We start from the raw sequence: 21,131 nt of genomic DNA, 5'->3' as shown, positions 1-21,131 counted from the left end.
GGCCGCCGCATGAGTAGGGTGCATCTATGCAGACCAGCGGGGAGGAACAGCGCGGACACGTGCTGCTGATCGCGGGGGCCAGGGCCACGCACCGACGCACCGTCCAGGTGATACCCAGCGCCAATTTGGCCGCCCTGACCGCCGTTCCCGTCCCCGTGCTGCTCGGCAGCACCCTGCCTGCCGACTTCGTTCACCTCGATGGCGCACGTGACCAGAACACCATGCTCATCAGGTTGCGCACGGCCGCCGCGGCCTCCGGGCCGCTGCTCGTCTACCTCGCCGGACTGCTGACCGTGGACCGCAAGAACCACCGGCTCCACCTCGCTTCCCCAGGCTCGACCGCCGGCACCACCCGCTACACCGCACTGCCCTGGGAATGGGTGCAGAACGAGCTGCGCCGACGGCCCGGACCCACGACCGTGCTGGTCGACATGGCCGCCGACAAGGCCGCCTGGTCCGTACTCCACGAACGCGGCGGCCTGCCGGAAGTGAACGCCGAGGTGTACGGGGTCATCACACCGCCCGGCCTCTCCGGGACGGCCGACGGCATCAGCGTCTACACCCAGCATCTGATCGACGTGTTGCGTTCCCGGCCGGAGCGGCCTGAGAACGCCCGACTGCACACGCTGACGGTGGCTGCCGCCGCCATACCGCCCGGCACGCTCGTTCTGCCGAACACGCCACGGGCCGAAGGCCCTTGCCCTCCCGACACCGCCGAAACCCAGCCAAAAGCCCCGATCAAGCGACTGCTGTCCGGCGATCGTGCCTTCCTCCCCACGCTCCGCCGCCGGGAATCCGCGTCCGCGCCCGCACCGGCCTCGGCCCCGGCGGAGTTCGACGCCTACCCGCCGTTCCCGCCGGCCGCGACGTCCAACGAGGCCCAGCCCCACGTCGGCGACCACCCCTGGTACCAGGAGCGGCAACCCGCCGCGCCGAGCCCGTTCCCCGTACCGGCCCCGCAGCAGCCGGCGGCCCTTCCGCCCGCTTCCGCGCCTGCCCCTGCGCCCGCCCCTGCCCCTCTATCCCCGCCGCCTGCCGGTTCTCCAGCGCCGTCAACGTCGCCAGCCCCCGCGTCCCCACCCCTGGCGTCGCCACAGCGTCAGCCCGTCCCTGACCCACTTCTCCCGGAAACACCCGCGGCACAACCCACCCCGCCACCGCAACCTGCACTCCCACAACAGTCCACCTCGACTCCGACACCGGCCCCAGCGTCCCCACCCCTATCCCCACCCCCACCCGCTTCCCCTGCCACCCCCGCACCCCCGTCGCCAACCCCCGCGCCGGACCCAAAGCCCCTCATCTGGCAGGCGGCGCAGGCGGGTCGGCACGACCAGGCCGCGGAGATGGCGGCGGCCTGGGAACAGCAGGCATTGCAGCGCTATGGGTACGATTCGCCGCAAGCCACTGAATGGGCCGAAATCCGTGCCGATCTGGCCCGTATCGCCGGCCGTTGGCCGCTCGCCACGCAACTGTGGGTGGCGGCCGCCCGTACGCGGCTGGCCCATCAGCCACCCGACTCCGCCGAAGTCCTCAACGCGGCCCGCGGCGCCCACTATTGCTGGAACCAGATCACCGACCCGGACCAGGCCATTGAGAACGGCCCCGAGCTGATCAATCTGCTGCGTCAGCTGCCCGCGCTCGACCCCCGCCATGTGTCCACGGCACAGAGCCGTCTCCAGTATCTGCACCAGCAGCCGACCGGGGGTGCCTAGCACGTGGTCGCTGCGTGGTCACTGCGCCGACAAGTCGGCGTTGACGATGGTGCCGTGGCGTCACCGTTGCACTTCGAAGCGGTACCGATCCATGACGCGCCCCCGGCCACGCGACCCCAGCGAACGCACCCGTCGAGGTCTTCCAGGCAGCCGCCGCACTCGTCGAGTCTCACCTGCAACAATTGATGTTGACGCCTGGTTTGTACGGCGAATAAATTTACCGCCGTCGTAACTTCCATACTTCTGTGGGATGGGCTATGGGATGGGGCGACTCGCGGAGCCGGTCGCAGATGAACTCCCATGGGCAGTAGGGGTGTTGGGTGTCCGGGTGGCCGTGGCTCTCTTCGCTCTCGGCCTCAGGGGTCACCCCGGCCGTCACCCACCCCCACCACCACCCCAACCCCGCACACGGAGGATCGTTGCTGAACGTCATTGCTGTACCCCCGGCACCCGGGCAGGCGCAGGCTGTCCGTGAGCACGCCGACGCGCTGGTCGCCGTCCCGCTCCCGGCCGATGCCGAGGTGCGCGGCGACTGGGTACGCGCGCCCGGGGCCGGGGGCGGCGCGGTGCTCTATGTGCACGGTGGTGGGTTCGCCCACACCATGCCCGAGGCCGAGCGCGTCATGGCCTACCGCCTGTCCCAGGCAACCGCACGACCGGCTCTGCGCGTGGGCTACCGTCTGTTGCCCGCCGACCCCTACCCCGCGGCGCTGGAGGACGTCCTCGCCGCCTGGCAGGCCGTGTTGGACGAGGGCATCGCCGCCTCGGACGTGGTCTTCGTCGGTGAGTCGGCCGGCGCCACCCTGGTGCTCTCCGCCTTGCTGGAGCTCAAGCGCACCGGCGGCCCGCTGCCCGGCGCCGCCGTCGCGATCTCTCCGATCACCGACTTTGCCCTGACCGGTGCGTCGCTGGCCGCCAACGACGGGAAGGACGTGCTCAGCCAGGACGTCCTCGCCGCCGTCGCCGGCGCGTACCTGGCCGGCGCCGATCCGAAAGAGGCGCCCCAGTCACCGCTGTACGGCGATCCGCGCGGACTGCCGCCGCTGCTCGTCGCCGTCGGCACCGACGAGGTCCTGCGGGACGACGCCCGCCGCTTCGCCGAGGCCGCGGACGCCGCCGGAGTGAGCGTGTGCCTGGACGAGTACACGGACCTGCCGCACGCCTTCCATCTCTCCGAGGCGGGCGAGGGGTTGCTCGACCGGCTCGGCCGCTGGCTCGCCGATCCGGTCCGCGAGGTCGCCGTCAGCGGCCCGGAGGCGGGCCCCTACGCCCTTGCGGAGGGACCCGACGGGGCCCTGTGGTTCACGCTGGTCCACCAGGGGGCGATCGGCCGCCGGGACGAGGACGGCCAGGTCACCGTCCATCCGGTCGGTGCGCGCCCCACCGTGATCGCCCAAGGACCCGACGGCGCCCTGTGGTTCAGCGAGTACGGCACCCACCGCATCGGCCGGATCACCGTCGACGGCCGGGCCACCTCCTTCGCGCCGCCGACCGCGGACGGCGGGCCGTTCGGGATCGCCGCGGGTCCGGACGGCGCGATGTGGTTCACGCTGTCCGCAGCCGACCGCATCGGCCGGATCACCATGGACGGCGAGATCACCGAGTACCCGTCACCCGGTGCCTTCCCGTCCGCCCTCACCGCCGGGCCCGACGGGGCCCTGTGGTTCACCCTCAACCAGGGCAACGCCATCGGCCGGATCACCGTCGACGGCGAGGCCACCGCGTACCCGCTGCCGACGCCGTCCGCCGCCCCGGTGGGCATCGCGGCGGGCCCGGACGGTGCGCTGTGGTTCACCGAGATCGGTGCGGGGCAGATCGGCCGCATCACGGTGGACGGCACCATCACCGAGTACCCGCTGCCCGATCGCCAGGCACGTCCGCACGCCCTCACCACCGGGCCCGACGGCGCCGTGTGGTTTACCGAGTGGGGCGGCAACCGGGTCGGGCGGATCGACACCGACGGCAGGATCACCGGATACGACCTGCCCCGCCCTGCCTGTGAACCGCACGGCATCGTCCAGTACCGCGGTGCGGTCTGGTGTGCCTTGGAGACGGGCTCCCTGGCCAGCGTCGCGGTACCCGCGGAATAGGCCACGCGCCGTGCCTGGGACGACTGTGTGTTGCCCAGGCACGGGCGGCGGTCGCGGACGCCACGGAAGGGCGTGCGGGGGTGCATCGGGGCGCAGGCGCCGGGGTGCACCCGGCGCGCACGCCGCCGTGCATCCACGACGGGTCGAAGAGTCCGGAAAACCGCCCCATCGCGGCCTGGGCGTCGGCTGATACTGGCGGGGTTCCACGACTGGCCGTTGGCTTCGCCGGCGGCAGTGGTATTCCCGCCTACATCGAGGAGCATTGCCATGCGTCGCATGCGTTCGTTCGCCGTCGCTTCGGCCGCCCTGGCGGTCGTGTTCGGCCTCGCACCCACCGCAACCGCCGCCTCCGCGGCGCCCGCTCACCACGCGTCCTACCGTTGTACTCCCGGCTACTTCTGCATCTACAGCGGCTGGAACGGCGGCGGGACCCGCTGCCAGTGGTCGCAGCGGAGCAAGGCGAACACCGCGGACGACTGTTCCTTCATCCGGAGGGGCCTGAAAGTCCGCTCCCTGTGGAACGGCACCGGCCACCGGGTGCAGTACTACACCCAGACCAACTACCACGGTCGGGTCGGCTCCACCCATGCCGGAGCCGGCGGCAACCTGCAGGGCGACTACCAGATCCGTTCCTTCCGCCCGCAGTGACGCACTGCCTGGGCTGACGGCCTGCCTGGCCTGATGAGGGCCTGACGCCTGGATGATGGCGCTGTGCGGGCCGGCCTGTGCAGAGGGAAATCCCCCTGCCTGGCCGGCCCGTGTGCGGCTCGTACGAAGTCGAGGGCGAGGAAAGCGAGGGGACTAGATTCAAGGAAGTTGAGAAGGAAGTCCCCTCATGGCCTCGCCATGGCCAACGATAACAGTCAGGCGGGGATCAGGTCGCGGAGATTTCCGGGGGTGATGACCCGGGAGTCCGGGTGCAGGCCGTCGGGGCGCGCCAGACCGAGGTAGGTGACCGGCTCGTCGGGGGGCGCCTGGCCTTCCCACAGGGTGACGGACGTGGCGGATTCGGCCATCAGGTCGGCGAGGTACCGGACCGTGAGGTAGTCGCGTTCGACGATGCCGCGCAGCAGGGTGGCGACCGAGACGCGGTTCCCCTCGACCTGGTTGGACGTCGGTGTGCCCGTCAGGTACAGGTGCAGCCACTTGGCGCGCCAGTGGCCGTCGTTGCCGCGTTGGAACGCCAGCGGCAGGGCGACCCGGCCGGGGCCGCGGAGTTCCGACTTCATGCGCACGGTGCGTGGTTCGAACGGGCGGCCGCGCTGTTCGGCGTCGCGCAGCATGAAGCCGAAGAACGACTCCTCGACCTCGTCGAAGCCCTCGCCGGAGTAGATGTTGACCTGCGGGACGATGAAGGTGCCGGGCACCACGTCCAGGCGCAGATCGATGAACTCCGAGGCGCCGTCGGGTGCTTGGGTGATATCGCCGGAGTGCTTGCCGCCGACGGCGGTCAGGGCGGTGTAGGACAGCCAGGAGTGTGTGGAGTAGTCGGCGTTGAGCATCAGTGCCGACAGGTCGTAGTCGGTGTTGCGGGAGGTCTGCTTCCAGTAGACGAAGAAGCGCAGCAGTTCGCCGTCGACGGACGAGACCGAACCGCGCGGGAGCACACCGAGGCCGGAGGTGGTCGCCTTGCCGCTGAGCGGAAGCGCGACATCCAGCACGGCCGGGTCGATGAGCAGTCGGCCCGGGGCCGGCAGGCGGCGGCGGATCTCGGCGTCCAACGTGGCCGCCAGCCGCTTGCGTTCGGTCGGCGGCACGGGCAGGCGGGTGTCGAAGGTGACCCAGGCACGGCCCCGGCCGTTGACGAAGACCCGGCGTTCGTCGGTCTCCTCGGCGCGGTTGTGGAGGTGTTCGCGGACGGAGAGCAGGACGCGGCCGGAGACCTGGCGCGCGACCCGTTCGGCGGCGGCCGCGATGGCGTCGCGTTCCTCTTGGGTGCGCGCACTGCGCAGCAGCCGGTCCAGGGCGCGGAACAGCTTGCCCGGCGCGGCGGTCAGCAGCTCCAGTGCGCCGGTGAGGTCCTGCCTGTCCAGACACTCTCCAACGCGGCTGTCCAGGGAGCGGGCCGGTGCATCGCCGCGGGCGACGGCGAACACCGAGGCGGCGTGCGGCCAGCGCGGGTACTCGTGCGGATGGAGGCGCTCGCCCAGGCGCTTCCACGGCTCGCGGTGGGCCGTTACGTCCGCGAGCTTGGCCGGGGAGGCGGCGATCACGTGGTCGAGCCCCGCGAGAAGGGCGCGCCGGACCGGCCGGGACAGAGCACGGAAGCGGGTCGGCTCCTGGAGCGTCACATCACCGTCCGACAGCGCACAGGCCAAGCGGAGCACGTCCGTGACCGTGTCCAGGAGGAGTTCGGCGCCGATGGCCAGGCGGGCCTGGTTGACCAGCGCGCGGTTCTCGCGGACAGGGATGGACTCGGGCTGGGGGCCGGTGGCGCAGTGCTCGGCGAGCAGCCGCAGATCGTCGCGGACGTCGTCACCGAGAGGGGTGCTGCTGCCGGCCAGCGCGAGGTACGCGGCGGTGGTCTCGTCCGCCGGGCTGCCGCCCAGATGCAGCACAGTCAGACGGTCGCCGGCCGCCGCGATCAACTCGTCGTGAGCGGCGAGCATCTCGGTGTAGGTGTGTTGGTACGCGCCGTAGGTCGGCAGGGTGAGCAGGTCCAGTACGCCGCTGCGGAGCTGTTCGAGAGTGTGGTCGCGGGCGCTGTCGTCGGCAAGTGCCTGGCCGATGCAGTGCATCCAGAAGTCGAAGGTCGCGGGCACATGGGCCGGGAAGTCGCGAAAGTACACGTTGTGCTCGACATGGTCGCCGACCATCGTGCGGACCGTGCGCAGGGTGTCTACGGCGGTGTCGACGACTGTGTCCGTGGACAGCCCCGACAGGTGCGCCAGCAGCTCCCCGGAGAGTTTGAAGCCCACCGACATCAGCGCGGCGTCGAACTGCCGCGCCGCGACGTCACCGTCCCCGGCCGGCCCCGTGGGGGCGGGAAGGCGGTGGGTGTGGCGGATGACCAGTGAAGCAAGGCCGTTTCCCATTCCCGCATGATCCCAGACACGCGTTCGCCGGCGCACCCGGGTTTCGCTTCGCCGGGCCCGGCCCGGCCCGACCTCGCCCGGCCCAGGCGCTCACCGAACGCAGCCGCTCTGGCGCCGCAGCACGCGACAGCCAAGCGCGCTGCGGGAGTTCGACGGGATTAAGGTGGGCCGGACAACGGATGTCGAGGGGGCGGAACGTGGCGAATCCAGGGCAGGACAGCGAGGCGGACACCACGGGCGGGGGAGCGGTACGGCGCGGCGGACGGCGGCGCGTCGCCCTTCTGCTGGCAGTGACGGGCTGCGCCTATCTGATCGACCTGTGCAGCAAACTGGCGGTGGTGGAGAAGCTGGAGTACCGGCCGTCGGTCCCGGTGCTCGGCACCTGGCTGGAACTCCGGGTGACGCGCAACTCCGGTGCGGCCTTCGGTATGGGCGGGGCGATGACCATCCTGTTCACGCTCATCGCGGTGGCCGTCGTCGTCGCGATCGTCCGCCTGGCGCGCAAGCTCTACAGCGTCCCGTGGGCGATAGCACTGGGCCTCCTGCTGGGCGGTGCCCTCGGCAACCTCACGGACCGTCTCTTCCGTGCCCCCGGGGGCCTCCAAGGCGCGGTCGTCGACTTCATCGCCGTCCGCGGCTTCAGCGTGATGAACCTCGCCGACTGGGCGATCGTCTGCGGCGGTGTCCTGATCGTGTTCTGCTCCTTCCGAGGCTGGGAGCTGGGCGATAGCGATACCGGGACAAAGACAGGTGAGTTGACCGTCTGAGCCGCCCCGCCCGACCCGACAGGCACCACCCGGGCATCACCCGGCCACCATCCGACCGACCACTCTCCTGACCAGTCCCCGACCGCTTTCCCGACCAGCCCCCGACCAGCCCCTGACCAGATCCCGACCAGTCCTCGACCAGTCCCCGACCGGGCATCGATCGCAACGGTGGTATTCCATGGCAGACCATGACCTGACCGGATTCGACCGCGCAACCTTCACCCACGGCGGCGTCACCCGCCGCATACTCCGGCGCGGCACCGGGCCCGCGGTGATCGTGATCGCGGAGGTCCCAGGCATCACGCCGAAGGTGCTGAAGTTCGCGGAACGAGTCGCCGCCATCGGCTGTACCGCCGTGCTCCCGGTCCTCTTCGGCACCCCCGGCCGTGAAGTGGACCCGAACGAGGTCGGTTGGCTCAAGTCCACCCTCTATACCGCCTCGACGGTGCGAAAGGTCTGCGTCAGCCGGGAGTTCACCGTCCTGGCCACCGGAAAGTCCTCTCCCGTGGTGACCTGGCTGCGGGCCCTGGCCGCCCATGAGCACGAGCGCTGCGGAGGGCCCGGTGTCGGGGCCGTCGGCATGTGCCTGACCGGCGGGTTCGCCCTGGCCATGGCCGTCGACGACCGGCTGCTCGCCCCCGTGCTGTCCCAGCCGTCGCTGCCACTGGCCGTCACTCGCAGCCGGGCCGGCGGTATCGACATCTCCGCCGAGGACCTCGCCACCGTACGCGGCCGCTGCGAACGCGAGGGCCTTCAGGTGATGGGGCTGCGGTTCCACGGCGACCGGCTGGTGCCGCGCGACCGCTTCGCGTTCCTGCGCCGCGAACTGGGCGACGCGTTCACCGCCGTCGAACTCCCGGCGTCCGCCGCGAACCCGCAGTCCGCGCTGGCGCCGCACTCCGTGCTCACCGAGCACCTCGTCGACGAGCCCGGCCAGCCGACCCGCGAGGCGCTGGACGACGTACTCGACCTCTTCCGCAAGCGCCTGCTCGAACAGCCCGACCCGACCAACAGCACCGCGCCGGGAGGAAATTGACGGTAGGTCGTTCCGCTGAGTCACCGGTCCTCAGCGTCGACCGGCCTTGCGTGGCCGTTCCAGGATGAAGGTGTCCACCGGAGTCAGCTCGCCGTAGGGGCCGTCGAAGGTGTAGTACGTGACGTGGATGCGGGTGCGGCCGGTACGGGGGTCGCCCGGATCCACGTCGAACGCGGCGAAGCCGTGTGTGTGGACCCGGTCCTGGACGGCGCGCCAGGGGGCGTCCTCGGTGACGAAGACGGCCTTGCGGTGGCGGCCCTCGGTCTCCTTGCTCAGATCGACGACTACGCGCCCCTTGGGCTCGTCGAACAGATCGTCCTGAGTGGTCGCGAAGTTGCCCCCGCCACCGATGATCATGTGGACCGTGCCCTTGCCGGTGTCTGCGACATCGGTCCTGGTCGAGACCGGGATCGGAGTACGCGCCTCGTTCGGCAGGGCACCGCGGACCGGCAGCGACCGCTCGTAGTAGTGCTCGTGCCCGCACAGCACCAAGTCCACCCCGTACGCATCGAACAGCGGGCCCCACGCCGTGCGGATGCCGAGGTCGCTGCCGCTGCCACTGCGGCTGCTGGAGATCATCGGGTGGTGCATGAAGACCACGATCCAGTCGATGCCTTCGTGCGCCCGCGCCGCCCTCAACTCCCGCTCCAGCCAACGACGTTGCGCGCCACCGGAGAAACCGTGCACATACGTGTCGCCGGTGTCCTGGATCGCCACGTCGTCGTTGGCCAGGCTGATGAAGCGGACGGCGCCGACGGTGAACGCGTACCACAGCCCGCGCGTCTCGGGATCGGCATCGGTCGTCGAGTCGGGCAGTGTGTAGTACGCCTGGTAACCGGTCAGCCCCAACGGCCCGTTGCCCTTCTCGTTCTCGCCGTTTCCCAGGCAGGGCATCCATGGGCGCAACCGCGTCGAACGGCTGTTGCTGATGAACCAGTCGGCCCAGGTCGCGACGCGGTTCTGCCCGAAGACGCCGGCCGCGGAGGCGTAGCACAGGTCGCCGTTGACCAGGTTGAACAGCGGCCCGACCCGTTCCACCGCGGCCACGATGTCGGCGGAGGCCGGTGTACCGGCCTGGCTGCTGGTGTAGAGCGGAAACCGCCCCGAGGGCGAAGGCATGCTGCCCGTAGGCCACTTGACGATGCGTCGGAGGTTGGGTGCACCCTGGTCGCCGAAGCTGGTGAAGGTGAACGCGGTACGCCCGCGCGGCGCTGTGGTGAACGAACCGCTCTCCGCCGCCGCACCGTCATGCCCGGCCGCGTAGAGATAGGTGGTGTCGGGCCGCAGCCCGCTGAGCCGGGCATGGTGCACATACACCTCCTCGCCGGACAACCCGTCCCGATATGTGCGGGTCTCGGCCTCGACGACCTGCCCGGTGCCGCCGTCCGGCGATCCCAGGCGCACCTGCGGACGGCGAACGGACCGGGGACTGATCCAGGACACCGTCATCTCGGTGGCGGGGTCGGCGCCGAACTGGAGGTGCAGCCCGGTCACTCCGGGCACCCCGAGACGGCTGGGCGTGCGCTGGAGCAGCGGGTTGGGAGCGGCGGCCTCGGCGTTCCCCACGGCGCCGAGTGCGGTGGCGGCCGCGGCCGCCGTCGAACCGGTCAGCAGCGATCTGCGCGCGATCGACATATAACGCCCCTAGAGGAGAGGGAAGTTGGACGGAATCTGGCAGCAGCCTGAAGGAGCCTGAAGGAGGCAGAAAGGAAGGAGTCTGGAAGGAGGTTGGAAGAGGTTGGAAGAGGTTGGAAAGAGGCGCAGTGGTCAGGTGCACTGTATGCCGGTCGACGCCGAGCCGGGCAGTCAGGCGCCTTACCTTTGTTCGAGGGATGGGGGATCGCTGGCAAGTACGGTGCCGCGATGCGAAGCGACGTGGAACGGGGGCGCCGTCGGGCAACAGTCGTCCGCGGGGTGACGATACGGTTGCGATGGGCGACGGTGGCGGTGTCCTCCGCGGCGCGTCCTCGTTTGGCCGGGCATGGAGTCTTCCGTCTCCGAGCCGGAAAGCGCCGGTACGCCACGGCTGCGCGGGGCCTACTGGCTGGAGCAGCGGCGCGTCAGAGCGGACCGCTGTTGTTCGTGGTGCGTGCCACGGGAGGTGCCGACGGTGCCGTGCGTGAACCGCGGGGTGATCGCCGCCGCCGTCGCGGTGGTGGCGGTCCTCCTCGTCCTGACCGTCGTGGTGGGCGCGGCCTACTTGCCGTGAGTCCGGTCCTTCCGCCGCCGCGCGGGCAGCGGGTGCACCTCTTCGGGGGCCGGCGAGGGCCGATGGCGCAGGTCCAGATAGGCGCGGACGGAGACGCCGGGCCGGCCGGGGGTGTGCCAGGGCGCGGAGGGGCCGCTGGATCGCCACAGGCGCCCCAGCTCGGCCGCGGCAAGGGTGGCGGTGGCTTCGTCGGCCGCGGTGACGTCGATGACGACCATGCCGGGCTCGCTGACATGTTCCTCGTGGATATGCACAGTTCTGTATGACCTATTTCGACCCGTGGCGTAAGGAGAAGCGGGCAGGGTTCATCCGAACGTGGTCCGTGGGGATGGTGAGTTGACCGTACGTGGCTGTGGTTCACCCCTGCTCAGCCGGACGGCACCGGACCGGAACGGCAGGAGGGGCGCCGTCGGCCGCGTCAGGCGTGCCGGGCCGCGGCCGGTTCCCGCCAGAGGGCCAGCGGCGTTGCGCCGACCCGGTAGCCCTCCTCGTCGAGGAGATGGCCGCCGTGCTTCATGTGCCAGAGCGCGACCGCGCGTTCGGCGACGGTCAGGTCCGGGGTCCGCTCGGCGAGGCGGACCTCGAACCGCTGGGCGTCGTCGAGGGAGCGCACCCAGGCGACGAGATGCAGGTTGTGCCGGCTGATGACGCTCGCGCACAGACGGACCTCGCGCATCCCGGTGACCCGGCGGGTCACCTCGCGCAGCCGGGCTGCCGGGACCTGGCCCCAGAACGTCACGGTCACCGGCCACTCCGACAGGGGTCGGGCGACCTCGCACCGGGCGTGCAGCATGTCCGCGGCGAACAGGCGCTGGACGTGCCGGCGCACCGTGTCGGGGCTCGCGTCGCACTGTTCGGCGAGCGCGCGGTAGGTGGCCCGGCCGTCCACGGACAGCGCGGTGACCAGCCGTTGGTCGAGGTCGTCGAGGACGAAGGCCGGGGCGGCCGGCCCGCGGCGGGGCGCGTCGGCGGCGAGCCGTGCGACCTGCTGCCGGCCGAGGGCCCGCAGGCGCCACCGGCTGCCCTCGGTGTGCACCGGACCGGCCAGATGCGTACGGGCGGCCACCACGCCGTCCAGCGCGGCGAGGTCATGGGTCACCCAGCGGGAGAGCATCGCCGGATCGCGGGCCATGACGTTGAGTTGGAGGTCGCGGTCCCCGGTGACGTGCGAGAGCGCCACGACATGCGGTGCGTCGGCCAGTGCCCGCGCCACCGCCAGCAGTCGGCCGGGAGCACAGTCGATCTCCACGAACGCCAGGCACCCCTGGCCCGACGCGGCCAGCACCGGGGCCGGGTGGCAGCTGATCCACGCGGCGCCGGTCCCGGTCAGCCGGTTCCAGCGCCTGGCGACCGTCACGGCGTCCAGGCCGAGGACGGCGCCGATCCGGGTCCAGCTGGCCCGCGGCGCGATCTGCAAGGCATGCACCAGGGCCTGGTCCACATGGTCCAGAGACCCGGGGGCGCGTCCGGAATCCTGCGTCACGGGCGCCTCCTTGCGTTTTTCCGGCGGATTCGCGTCGCCGGTCGGCTCGACCTTCAGCCTGGACTCGGTACGGACGGACCGTACCAGTCACCCCCAGAGCAACAGGAACGGGACCCGAGATGTCGGCAGTGGAACGCGCCAAGGAACTGCAACCCGAACTGGAGCGGCTGCGCCGGTCGCTGCACCGGGAGCCGGAGCTGGGCCTGGCACTGCCGCGTACCCAGGAAAAGGTGCTCACGGCGCTCGACGGGCTGCCGTTGGAGATCACCCTCGGCACCGGCCTGACCTCGGTGACCGCCGTGCTGCGCGGCGGCAGGCCCGGCGGAGCGGTGCTGTTGCGCGGCGACATGGACGCCCTGCCGGTCACCGAGGAGACCGGTGTGGCCTACGCCTCCCAGATCCCCGGCCGGATGCATGCCTGTGGGCACGATCTGCACACCGCCGGACTCGTCGGCGCGGCCAGGCTGCTGGCCGAACGCCGGGAACACCTGCACGGCGACGTGGTGTTCATGTTCCAGCCGGGCGAGGAGGGCCACAACGGGGCCAGTGCGATGATCGAGGAGGGCGTGCTGGACGCGGCCGGCAAACCGCTCGACGCCGCCTACGCCCTGCATGTGGCCTCCAACCAGGTGCCCGGTGGCGTCGTCATCACCCGCTCCGGCACCATCACCTCCGCCTCCGACCTGCTGACCGTGACGGTGCACGGCGAGGGCGGCCACGGCTCGACGCCGGCCGCCGCCAAGGACCCCGTCCCGGTGGCCTGCGAGATGGTCACCGCCGTGCAGAACTGGGTGACCCGCACCTTCGACATCTTCGACCCGGTCGTCGTCACCGTCGGCACCTTCCACGCGGGCACCAAGGCCAGTGTCATCCCCGACACCGCCGAGTTCCAGGCCACCGTGCGCAGTTACTCCGAGTCCGCCCGGGACCGGCTCGCCGAGGGGCTGCCGCGTCTGGTGCGTTCCATCGCGGCCGCGCACGGCCTGGACGCGGAGGCCGACTACGGCAGGCACTACCCGGTGACCGTCAACAACGCGGACGAGACCGCCTTCGCCGTGGCCACCGCCCGCGACCTCTTCGCCCCCAGCGAGGTGTGGGAGTCCCCGATACCCACCAACGGCTCCGAGGACTTCGCCTACGTCCTCAACCGTGTCCCCGGTGCGATGCTGCTGGTGGGCGCGGCCCCGGAGGGAAGCGACTGGCAGCACGCTCCGATGATCCACTCGCCGCGCGCCGTCTTCGACGACGGGGTGCTGTACCGGCAGGCGGCGCTGCTGACGGAACTGGCGGAGCGGCGACTGGCGGGTACGGCGCAGGGTGTGAAGGGGGCCGTGGAGGGGGCGACAGGCACCGCTCCCTGAGCCGGCCCCTGTAGTCCTTGGCACCGGTTTCCGCACACCGCGCCTGTTGCAAAGCTGATCCGGGTGGGTGGGTCAGTGTTGCCCTGGTCCTGGCGCGGGCGCGGTCCGTGTGGGCCGCTCGGGCCGCACCCTGTGTGACGGCGAAATGCGGTGGTCACGGGCGGGGTGGGCGTGCTGCGATGGCGGTGTGCAGGGTGACGAGACAGCCGAGAAGACAGCCGAGATGACAGCCGGCCGGGCAGCCGACGAGGCAGCGGCCGGGGCGATGGTGGTGGATCGGGGCCGCTATCCGGCGGCGGTCACGCCGTGGGAGAGCGGTGAGTGGCGGGATGCCGCCCTGGGATGGGTGCGGCAGGAGCTCGCTGCCCATGGCCTGCGGACTGCGGCTGAGGGGGCTGTGCGGGTGCGGCTGCGGCCGTGGTCGGTTCTGATGCGGTTGGCGGTCGTGGGTCGGGGCGATGATGTCTGGTTCAAGGCCAACCCGCCGGCCAGCGCCTTCGAGGCGGGGCTGACCGCGGCGCTGGCCCGCTGGGTGCCCGGTCAGGTGCTGGAGCCCCTCGCCGTCGATGCCGGGCGGGGCTGGGCGCTGCTGCCCGACGGCGGGGAGCTGTTCCGGGACGTCCTCGACCGCGGCCCCGCCGACCCGCGCGCCTGGGAGCAGCCGCTCGCCCAGTACGCCGACCTGCAACGCGCACTCGTCCCGCACACGGCGCACCTGGAACGCCTGGGCGTCCCCAGCGCCCGTACGGCTCAACTGCCGGACATCTTCGACCAGATCGTGGCCGACAACGCCGCACTGTCCCCGGACGACCGCAGCAGACTGGGTGCGCTGCGGCCGCGCCTGGCGGACTGGTGCAGGGAGCTGGCCGGCCTGGGGATCGCGGACTCCCTCGACCATGCCGACCTGCACGAAGGCCAGCTGTTCGCCCCGCGCGCGGGGCGCTTCACCTTCTTCGACTGGGGCGACGCCACCGTCTCCCATCCGTTCTTCAGCTTCCGGGTCCCGGCCGCAGCGGTCCGCGAACGCTTCGGCGCGGACGCCCTCCCGCGGCTGCGCGATGCGTACCTCGAACCCTGGACGGCCGACGGCCGGACGACGGCGGATCTGCGGCGTGCGATACGCCTGGCCTGGCGGCTCGGTGCGCTCGGCCGCGCCCATTCCTGGGGGCGCATGTTTCCCCCGCCCTCCGACGCGCCCGACGCCACGGCCATGGGAGTCGCCGAGAGTGCTGCCTCGCTGCGGGAACTCCTCACCGAGCCCGCCTTGTGAGGGGCTGGGGGCGGAGGACGGGACGGACGGACGCCAACCGGTGGCGGTCCGGTGTGGGGTGGTACGGCCCGGTATGGCCAGTGCGGCTCGGTCTACGCAGGGCCCGTACGCCGCCGCGTACGGGCCCGGGCCGGTCGGCTGGTTCTCGCTTACGGCTACTTAGGCGCGGGGCACTCCTTCCACGCGAAGTGGTACAGGGTGTTGATGCTGCCGTCGGTGGAGTCCATGGCCATGTAGCTGGTGGCCTGGGGAGCCACCGTGCCGCCGTCCACCCTCAGTTCGGTGTTGATGTTGAAGTAGCGCTCCTCGCCGCACGGCGCGTAGACCAGCTGGTCGACATCGGTCTCGTCCGAGCTCTGCCAGTTGTCGTCGTAGGGCCCGGCGAAGTTGTGGCTCTTGCGGGCCGTCTGCGGCTGGCCCTGGAAGTAGTAGTTCGCCTGCTCCAGGCCCTTGGCGCCGGGCGCCAGGGAGGCGTAACCGCGGTAGTCGGCCCGCGCGATGGCGTAGGTGAAGCCCTGCGGGACGTGCACGTTGAGGGCGATCTGGCAGTTCTTGCGGGCGTCGGTCGGCTTGCTGTTGCCGCCGGCCTGGGCGAGGTACTCGCTGTACGTGACGGTGAAGGCGGTGTTGTCGGGGGCGACGGCCACGGCGGCGCTGCCGGGTCTGCAGCCCGAACCGTTGACCGTGGCGACGGTTATGGTGATCCGTCCGGTCGGCGGGTCGTCGCCGTACCGGGCCGACGTGGTGGGGGATGCCGAGCCGAGGAGCAAGGATGCCACTGCGGCACCAGCACTGAGCGTGCTGAGCATGGGCTCGTCCTTCCGGTCGTCCTGGACCCGCGGGTGCGGGCACTTCAGGGGTGGGTGACGAGCGCATGCCAGCACGGGGATCTCGGCTTGAACAGCTGTGCACCCGAGGATTGGGGCGAACCTACGCCTTGATTCGGACGCCCGGGCCGCGTCCCCGGGCCGCGTTGCCGCGCGAGGCGTACGAGGGGCTATTGACTGGGACTGTCAGCAGCCGATGGTGAAGCGGCGCGGACGAAACGGGGCGGAAGCCGGCAGAAGTCCCCGGAAGCCGGCGGAAGTCAGAGAAGAGGAGATGAGAGAAGAGAAACTCAGCGGAAGTCTGCGGCGTGGTCGGCCACCCAGTCCCGGTAGGTGCGCGCCGGTGCGCCCGTTACGGCCTCGACGGTGTCGGTGACCACGGGGCGCGGTGCCGTCAGCATCTGTGCGTAGCCGTCGAGCAGCGGGTCCACGAACGAGTCCGGGAAGCCGTCGTCGGCGAGCAGCCGTCGGCGCGCGGCATCCCGGGACAACTCCTCCCAATGGAGAGGACGGCCCAACACCTCACCGATGGTGCGTACTTGCTCTGCCTGGGTCAGCACCTCCGGCCCGGTCGGCGTGTACGCGGCCTTGGCATGGCCGTCCTCGGTCAGCGCCCGAGCGGCGACGGCCGCGATGTCCGCCTCGTGCAGCAGGGCCATCGGCAGCGCACCGTAGGCTCCGCGCACCGTGTCACCGGACCGGATCTGGTCGGCCCACCACAGGGTGTTGGCGGCGAAGGTGCTGGGCCGCACATGGGTCCACTCCAGCCCGGACCGCTCGATCCGCTGCTCGACGGCCCGGTGCCACCGTCCGACGGCATGCGACTGGGCATCGGGATCGGCGTCGTCCCGCACGGAGACGGACGAGAGGAAGACCACCCGGCGGGCGTGCCGGCCGATGGCGTCCACGACCGCCGCGGCCGGTTCGGAACTGTGGAACGGCCACATCAGGAAGACCGCGTCCACTCCCTCCAACGCCACCTCCAGCCCGGCCGCGTCGGCCAGGTCGCCGCGCACCACCTCCACTCCCGGCGGTAGATCGGCCGTATCCGGACGACGGGTCATGGCGTGGACCTCGTACGCCTCCGCCGCCACCAGCTCCGCCGTCACCCACCGTCCTACGTTGCCCGTCGCCCCCGTGACGAGAATCCTGCGCACCGCACCCATCGAAGACCTCGGTTCCCGCGTCCCGTGCCACCGGACCCTCCGGTGTGCCGGGCGCGTTCCCCACCCTCCGCTGCGAGCCCCACGGCGGAACAGCCACGGCGGCGTGGGTGACGAATACCGTCACACAGGTGCTCATCTACGACGGCAGCCGTAATGTTGAGCCAACGTCTGCTCAAACACGTCATCTACTCAAACACGTCATCGGCTCACGCGCGCCGCCTTACTCTCCCGTCGTGCGAAGACGTCCTCGCGGTGGGCGTCCATCTGCCGGAGTGCCTCCTTGCGGTCGCGCTTGGCGAGCCGGTCGAGGTAGAGCCGGCCGTCGAGGTGGTCGGTCTCGTGCTGCAGACATCGGGCGAAGTAGCCCGTCCCCTCGATCACCAGGGGCCTGCCGTCCTTGTCGACGCCGCGCACGACGGCCCGGTCGGTGCGCGGGACCTCCATGGTCGCACCGGGGACCGACAGGCATCCCTCGAAGTCGTCGATCAACCGGCGGTGCGCCGGATCGGGGAGCGTGACCACGGGGTTGGCGATGTGGCCGACATGCCTGATTCCGTGGTCGTCCGGGCAGTCGTAGACGAACAGCCGGAGGTCGATGCCGACCTGGTTCGCGGCGAGGCCGGCGCCGTCGGCGATGTGCATGGTGAGGAACAAGTCGTCGATCAGCGTGGCCAGTTCGGGGGTGCCGAACTCGGTCACCTCGCGGCACGGACGGCTCAAAACCTCCTCGCCCACCTCGGTGATCCGGCGCACCGACCCGCGTCGGGCCTCCGGCGGCAGCGCGGGAAAGGAGTCGACCGGCTCACCCTGGACGCGGACTCGCCGGTCGTCGGGGCCGGGCTGCGGCCGGCCGTTGTGATGCGGTTGCTCGTGGTGATGTGGCCGATCGTTCCGACGTGACATGTGGTGTCTCCCCCCGGGGGCATGGGACTTGGGCATGGGACTTGCATGGCGCTTTGCAAAGTAGCAGACTTTGCAAAGTGACCGAAGAAGACCTCAACACCCCAACCGGCCAGTCCTCCCGCCCCGGTGAGGAACTGCGCGAGCACGAGGTCCGCACGGCCCTGCTGGAACTGCTCGCCGACGTCGGCACGCTCACGGCGACCGAGGCCGCCGCCCGGCTGGGCTACAGTTCCGGGCTCTGCTCGTTCCATCTGCGGCAGCTCGCCCGCCACGGCCATATCGAAGAGGCCCCGCGCCAGGGCGGTGGCCGGGCGCGTCCCTGGCGCCTGCGGCAGTCGGCTCCGGTCGCCGGCGCGCCGACGGAGGACTTCGGCGACCTCGCCCGCGGTCTGGAGGACGCGAGTTGGCAGCGGTGGCTCGAACAGCGGGGCCAGGCACCCGCCGCCTGGCGCCGCGACGAAGCCTTCAGCGCCGTCGCCTATCTGACGCCGGACGAAATGAGCCGGGTCGCCGCCGCGATCCGCCAGGCGCTCGCGCCCTACCGCGACCGCGAACAGCGGCCGTTGGCCCGTCCCGACGGCGCCCGGCCGGTGGCGCTGATCAGCCGTCTGTTTCCGCTGCTCCCGGATCGGGACCCCGAACAGGGCGAACTGGGGGACGGTAACGACCGAACCTAGGCAGGCCCGTTGAGCAGGCGCTGGTCTCGTCGTGCAGGGCGATCGGGAGGTGGCTGGCCCAGCTGTTCGGCGGCCTCGGTGCTCAGGTCCCGGGTCCAGCGCCAGCTGTTGCGTGCCGCGTCGTGGATCGGCCAACGGGGCACTGGTGCGCGGCAGTGCGAGGCGCTTCACTCCTGTCCCATGAGACGACTGCTGAGACGACTGCCGGTCGCGGTGTGCGCCGCCGTCACCGGTCTGGTACTGGGTGTGGGCCCGGTGGCGGCCGCGGAGCCGCCCGTTGAGTTCGGCACCCACTGGCACGACCCGGTCACCGCGGGACCCCCGGTGTCCGTTCCGGACACCCCCTCCTGCCAAGTGACGGTCGCCGACACCGAGTTCCGGGACTACACGCCGTACAAGGGCACCTACATACCACCCGCCAAGTGCGGCCACCGTTGGAACAAGGTCGTCCTGCGGCTCGAAGGGGCCGTGGCCGGGCGGCAGTTCGACCGGCTGGGCTATCTGCACATCGGAGGTGTGGAGGTGCTGCGCACCTCGACTCCCGAGCCTTCGCCCCAGGGCATCACCTGGAAGGTGGAGAAGGACGTCACACGGTACGCGTCCACGCTGCGCTCACGGCAGCCCGTCGAGATGCTGATCGGCAACACCGTGGACAGCACCTACACCGGCGTCATCAAGGTCAGGGCGACACTGACCTTCTACACGGCGCGCGGCCCGGTGAAGGAGGCCGCCACCCCCGACAAGGTCCTCACGCTGGAGGGCGCCCGCACCGAAGGCGGGGTGTACGCGGGGCAGCTGACCACGCCCCGCAACAGCGAACGCATCGTCGCCGAGGTGTACGCCACCGGCTCCGGCGGCGGTTGCGAGGAGTTCTGGTATCTGACGGTGCCGGACTCCGTGCCCTACTCCTGCAAGGCCAAGGCCGGTCCGTACCGTGAGGTGCAGGTGACGGTGGACGGCAAGCTCGCCGGTATCGCGGCTCACTACCCCACGGTGTGGACGGGCGGCTGGTCCAACCCCTTCCTCTGGTACGTCATCCCCGGTCCGCGGGCCTTCGACGTCCGTCCGGTGGAGTACGACCTGACCCCCTTCGCCGGGCTGCTGAACGACGGGCGTCCGCACCGGGTCGCGGTGTCGGTCGCCGGCCTGCCGGCGGGGCAGGACGGCTGGAGCACCCCCACCAACATCCTGGTCTGGCAGGACGCCGAGGCGGCCCGGGTGACTGGCGGGCTGCTCACGAGCCGGGCGAGCGACCCGGTGGACCGGACCACGTACGAGCCGGGTGACGAACGGCGTCTGACGGCCGAGGGCAGGCACTCGCTGACGACCGCCGGCTACCTCGACACCTCGCACGGCCGGGTCACCACGACCGTCCGCCGCACGCTCGCCGCGGACTTCGCGCACCGCTGGAACGCGGACGAGTCGACGGACGCCCTTCAGGCACGTTGGGACGACGACGAGACGGTGGCTGTGCACGGCCGGGGACCGGCGACCGCCACCCGGGCGCACCGCGCGTACACCATGGACGGTGCGACCACCGTGGGCGCGGGCAACCGCCTGCGTACGACGATGACCATGGGCGACCGCGCGGACAGCGCCACCCTGCGGGCCGGCCGGCGCATCGACTGGGCGCGGCTGGACGACACCTACACCGGCGACGCCGCCTACAACCAGAACGTGCCCCGCGAGCAGCGGCACGCCACCGGTACCTCCCGCGAGCGCTACCGCCTCGCCGGCCCGGGCGTCTGCTACGACCGGACATTGGCCACGGCGCAGGGGGAGTTGACGGAGGACCGGGGTTCCGGGGCTGTCCGCCCCTGACCCATCGGTCAGACGCTAGCGCGGCCGTGTGCTGCGGTCTTCGCGCAGGGCCAGGTACGCGCTGAGACGACTGGCGGCGTCGAGCATGGCCACGCCGCGCGCGGTGAGCCTGCGCTGCCAGTCGTCCAGTGCGTCGGACAGGGTGCCGGTGCCACCCGCCGAGCGGACCTGGTGGACCACGGTGGCGATGTGGGCCAGCGGGTAGCCCCCGCGGCGGAGGAGGTGGGCCAGCTCGGCGTCGCGGACGTCGTTCGGGCGGAAGACCCGGTATCCGGTGACCGGTTCGCGTTCCGGGGCCAGGATGCCGGCGGCTTCCCATTTGCGCAGGGTCGCCGGGGTGAGGTGGAGCCTGCGCGCGACGTCGCCGATGGTGCGGATCCCGGTGTCTGCGGGGGGCTCGGGAGCGGTTTCGGGCTGGGTGGTGCGGAAGGCCGTCAGGTGGTCGACGGCCTTGCGTACCGCGTCGAGGGTGTCGCGGTCGCGGAGCAGCTGGTGGTGGCCGCGATCGATGATCACCAGGGCGTGGTCGAGGGCGTCCCGGTGCAGGGCCTGCATGATCTGGCCGGCGGCCGCGTGCCCGTGGGCCGGGACGAGTGCAAGGAAGGCGCGGAGCGCGGCCGCGTGTGCCTCGGTGTAGATCCGATAGCCGCTGGGCGTACGCTCGGCGGGCGGGAGGAACCCGTCCCGCTCGTAGTTGCGGACCGCCTGGGTAGAGATGCCGTGTTCGCGGGCGAGATCAGTAGGGCGCAAGGTGATCACCGGTTGGGGACTTTA

The 21,131-nt window shown here is 71.2% G+C and carries 17 protein-coding genes and 1 pseudogene; 10 read left to right on the top strand and 8 right to left on the bottom strand.

All coding sequences use genetic code 11. The features are described from left to right. Nucleotides 1-26: 26 nt before the first annotated feature. The 4 genes and pseudogenes from B073_RS0115780 (at nucleotide 27) to B073_RS0115770 (ending at nucleotide 4,450) form a co-directional block, all read left to right on the top strand. On the top strand, nucleotides 27-1,712 hold the full coding sequence (locus B073_RS0115780) for a hypothetical protein (protein WP_018539054.1): 1,686 nt from the start codon (nucleotides 27-29) through the stop codon (nucleotides 1,710-1,712). Nucleotides 1,713-2,032: 320 nt separating this feature from the next. Continuing rightward, nucleotides 2,033-2,869: pseudogene (locus B073_RS47870) on the top strand (alpha/beta hydrolase fold domain-containing protein); the annotation flags it as partial. 33 nt (nucleotides 2,870-2,902) lie between these two features. Continuing rightward, nucleotides 2,903-3,802 carry a virginiamycin B lyase gene (locus B073_RS47865; protein WP_037811805.1) on the top strand — a complete coding sequence of 300 codons (900 nt, stop codon included), beginning with the start codon at nucleotides 2,903-2,905 and terminating at the stop codon, nucleotides 3,800-3,802. Between the two features lie 267 nt (nucleotides 3,803-4,069). After that, entirely contained in the window at nucleotides 4,070-4,450 is a 381-nt protein-coding gene (locus B073_RS0115770; protein ID WP_026247415.1) for a peptidase inhibitor family I36 protein, read from the top strand. A gap of 215 nt (nucleotides 4,451-4,665) precedes the next feature. On the opposite strand, the gene B073_RS0115765 is transcribed toward B073_RS0115770, so the two are convergent. Next, nucleotides 4,666-6,837: a TerD family protein gene (locus B073_RS0115765; RefSeq protein ID WP_018539051.1), complete on the bottom strand. Its 2,172-nt coding sequence runs from the start codon at nucleotides 6,835-6,837 to the stop codon at nucleotides 4,666-4,668. Between the two features lie 197 nt (nucleotides 6,838-7,034). Here B073_RS0115765 and lspA point away from each other — a divergent pair, with 197 nt between their 5' ends. Continuing rightward, a complete protein-coding gene (gene lspA, locus B073_RS0115760) occupies nucleotides 7,035-7,604 on the top strand; it encodes a signal peptidase II (RefSeq protein ID WP_018539050.1) in 570 nt (189 codons plus the stop codon). Nucleotides 7,605-7,782: 178 nt separating this feature from the next. Beyond that, nucleotides 7,783-8,640 (top strand): dienelactone hydrolase family protein, encoded by an 858-nt coding sequence (locus B073_RS0115755; protein WP_018539049.1) that lies wholly within the window; start codon nucleotides 7,783-7,785, stop codon nucleotides 8,638-8,640. Between the two features lie 30 nt (nucleotides 8,641-8,670). Here B073_RS0115755 and B073_RS0115750 read toward each other — a convergent pair whose 3' ends face one another. The 3 genes from B073_RS0115750 to B073_RS0115735 form a co-directional block, all read right to left on the bottom strand. Further along, nucleotides 8,671-10,275: a purple acid phosphatase family protein gene (locus B073_RS0115750; RefSeq protein WP_018539048.1), complete on the bottom strand. Its 1,605-nt coding sequence runs from the start codon at nucleotides 10,273-10,275 to the stop codon at nucleotides 8,671-8,673. A 561-nt stretch (nucleotides 10,276-10,836) separates the two neighbouring features. Next, nucleotides 10,837-11,103 (bottom strand): DUF6207 family protein, encoded by a 267-nt coding sequence (locus B073_RS40070; RefSeq protein ID WP_234025094.1) that lies wholly within the window; start codon nucleotides 11,101-11,103, stop codon nucleotides 10,837-10,839. 164 nt (nucleotides 11,104-11,267) lie between these two features. Continuing rightward, entirely contained in the window at nucleotides 11,268-12,332 is a 1,065-nt protein-coding gene (locus tag B073_RS0115735) for an Lrp/AsnC family transcriptional regulator (RefSeq protein WP_018539045.1), read from the bottom strand. Nucleotides 12,333-12,451: 119 nt separating this feature from the next. Here B073_RS0115735 and B073_RS0115730 point away from each other — a divergent pair, with 119 nt between their 5' ends. Continuing rightward, nucleotides 12,452-13,693 carry a M20 metallopeptidase family protein gene (locus B073_RS0115730; protein ID WP_018539044.1) on the top strand — a complete coding sequence of 414 codons (1,242 nt, stop codon included), beginning with the start codon at nucleotides 12,452-12,454 and terminating at the stop codon, nucleotides 13,691-13,693. A gap of 223 nt (nucleotides 13,694-13,916) precedes the next feature. After that, on the top strand, nucleotides 13,917-14,963 hold the full coding sequence (locus B073_RS0115725; protein WP_234025093.1) for a phosphotransferase: 1,047 nt from the start codon (nucleotides 13,917-13,919) through the stop codon (nucleotides 14,961-14,963). Nucleotides 14,964-15,118: 155 nt separating this feature from the next. Here the strand turns inward: B073_RS0115725 and B073_RS0115720 are convergent, their stop codons facing one another. The 3 genes from B073_RS0115720 to def all read right to left on the bottom strand — a co-directional run bounded on the left by B073_RS0115720 (nucleotide 15,119) and on the right by def (nucleotide 17,859). Continuing rightward, nucleotides 15,119-15,772 (bottom strand): DUF4360 domain-containing protein, encoded by a 654-nt coding sequence (locus tag B073_RS0115720; protein ID WP_018539042.1) that lies wholly within the window; start codon nucleotides 15,770-15,772, stop codon nucleotides 15,119-15,121. A 308-nt stretch (nucleotides 15,773-16,080) separates the two neighbouring features. Continuing rightward, complete coding sequence (locus B073_RS0115715; protein WP_234025092.1) at nucleotides 16,081-16,947, bottom strand: NAD(P)H-binding protein; 867 nt, start codon at nucleotides 16,945-16,947, stop codon at nucleotides 16,081-16,083. A 207-nt stretch (nucleotides 16,948-17,154) separates the two neighbouring features. Next, entirely contained in the window at nucleotides 17,155-17,859 is a 705-nt protein-coding gene (gene def, locus B073_RS0115710) for a peptide deformylase (RefSeq protein ID WP_018539040.1), read from the bottom strand. Between the two features lie 77 nt (nucleotides 17,860-17,936). Here def and B073_RS0115705 point away from each other — a divergent pair, with 77 nt between their 5' ends. Further along, complete coding sequence (locus B073_RS0115705) at nucleotides 17,937-18,536, top strand: winged helix-turn-helix domain-containing protein (RefSeq protein ID WP_018539039.1); 600 nt, start codon at nucleotides 17,937-17,939, stop codon at nucleotides 18,534-18,536. Nucleotides 18,537-18,716: 180 nt separating this feature from the next. After that, nucleotides 18,717-20,357, top strand: a complete 1,641-nt coding sequence (locus B073_RS0115700) for a peptide-N4-asparagine amidase (RefSeq protein WP_051094018.1) — start codon at nucleotides 18,717-18,719, stop codon at nucleotides 20,355-20,357. 15 nt (nucleotides 20,358-20,372) lie between these two features. On the opposite strand, the gene B073_RS0115695 is transcribed toward B073_RS0115700, so the two are convergent. Next, on the bottom strand, nucleotides 20,373-21,116 hold the full coding sequence (locus tag B073_RS0115695) for a TioE family transcriptional regulator (RefSeq protein WP_018539037.1): 744 nt from the start codon (nucleotides 21,114-21,116) through the stop codon (nucleotides 20,373-20,375). Between the last annotated feature and the right edge of the window lie 15 nt (nucleotides 21,117-21,131).

This window comes from Streptomyces sp. MspMP-M5 (assembly GCF_000373585.1).
In the GTDB taxonomy this organism is placed as follows: Bacteria; Actinomycetota; Actinomycetes; order Streptomycetales; family Streptomycetaceae; genus Streptomyces.
This window is presented reverse-complemented; position numbering and strand designations above follow the sequence as displayed.

Coding starts and splice junctions, on each gene's coding strand:
- B073_RS0115780 (WP_018539054.1), top strand. CDS start 27: ATGCAGACCAGCGGGGAGGAACAGCGCGGACACGTGCTGCTGATCGCG.
- B073_RS0115770 (WP_026247415.1), top strand. CDS start 4,070: ATGCGTCGCATGCGTTCGTTCGCCGTCGCTTCGGCCGCCCTGGCGGTC.
- B073_RS0115765 (WP_018539051.1), bottom strand. CDS start 6,837: ATGGGAAACGGCCTTGCTTCACTGGTCATCCGCCACACCCACCGCCTT.
- B073_RS0115755 (WP_018539049.1), top strand. CDS start 7,783: ATGGCAGACCATGACCTGACCGGATTCGACCGCGCAACCTTCACCCAC.
- B073_RS0115750 (WP_018539048.1), bottom strand. CDS start 10,275: ATGTCGATCGCGCGCAGATCGCTGCTGACCGGTTCGACGGCGGCCGCG.
- B073_RS0115730 (WP_018539044.1), top strand. CDS start 12,452: ATGTCGGCAGTGGAACGCGCCAAGGAACTGCAACCCGAACTGGAGCGG.
- B073_RS0115725 (WP_234025093.1), top strand. CDS start 13,917: ATGACAGCCGGCCGGGCAGCCGACGAGGCAGCGGCCGGGGCGATGGTG.
- B073_RS0115720 (WP_018539042.1), bottom strand. CDS start 15,772: ATGCTCAGCACGCTCAGTGCTGGTGCCGCAGTGGCATCCTTGCTCCTC.
- def (WP_018539040.1), bottom strand. CDS start 17,859: ATGTCACGTCGGAACGATCGGCCACATCACCACGAGCAACCGCATCAC.
- B073_RS0115700 (WP_051094018.1), top strand. CDS start 18,717: ATGAGACGACTGCTGAGACGACTGCCGGTCGCGGTGTGCGCCGCCGTC.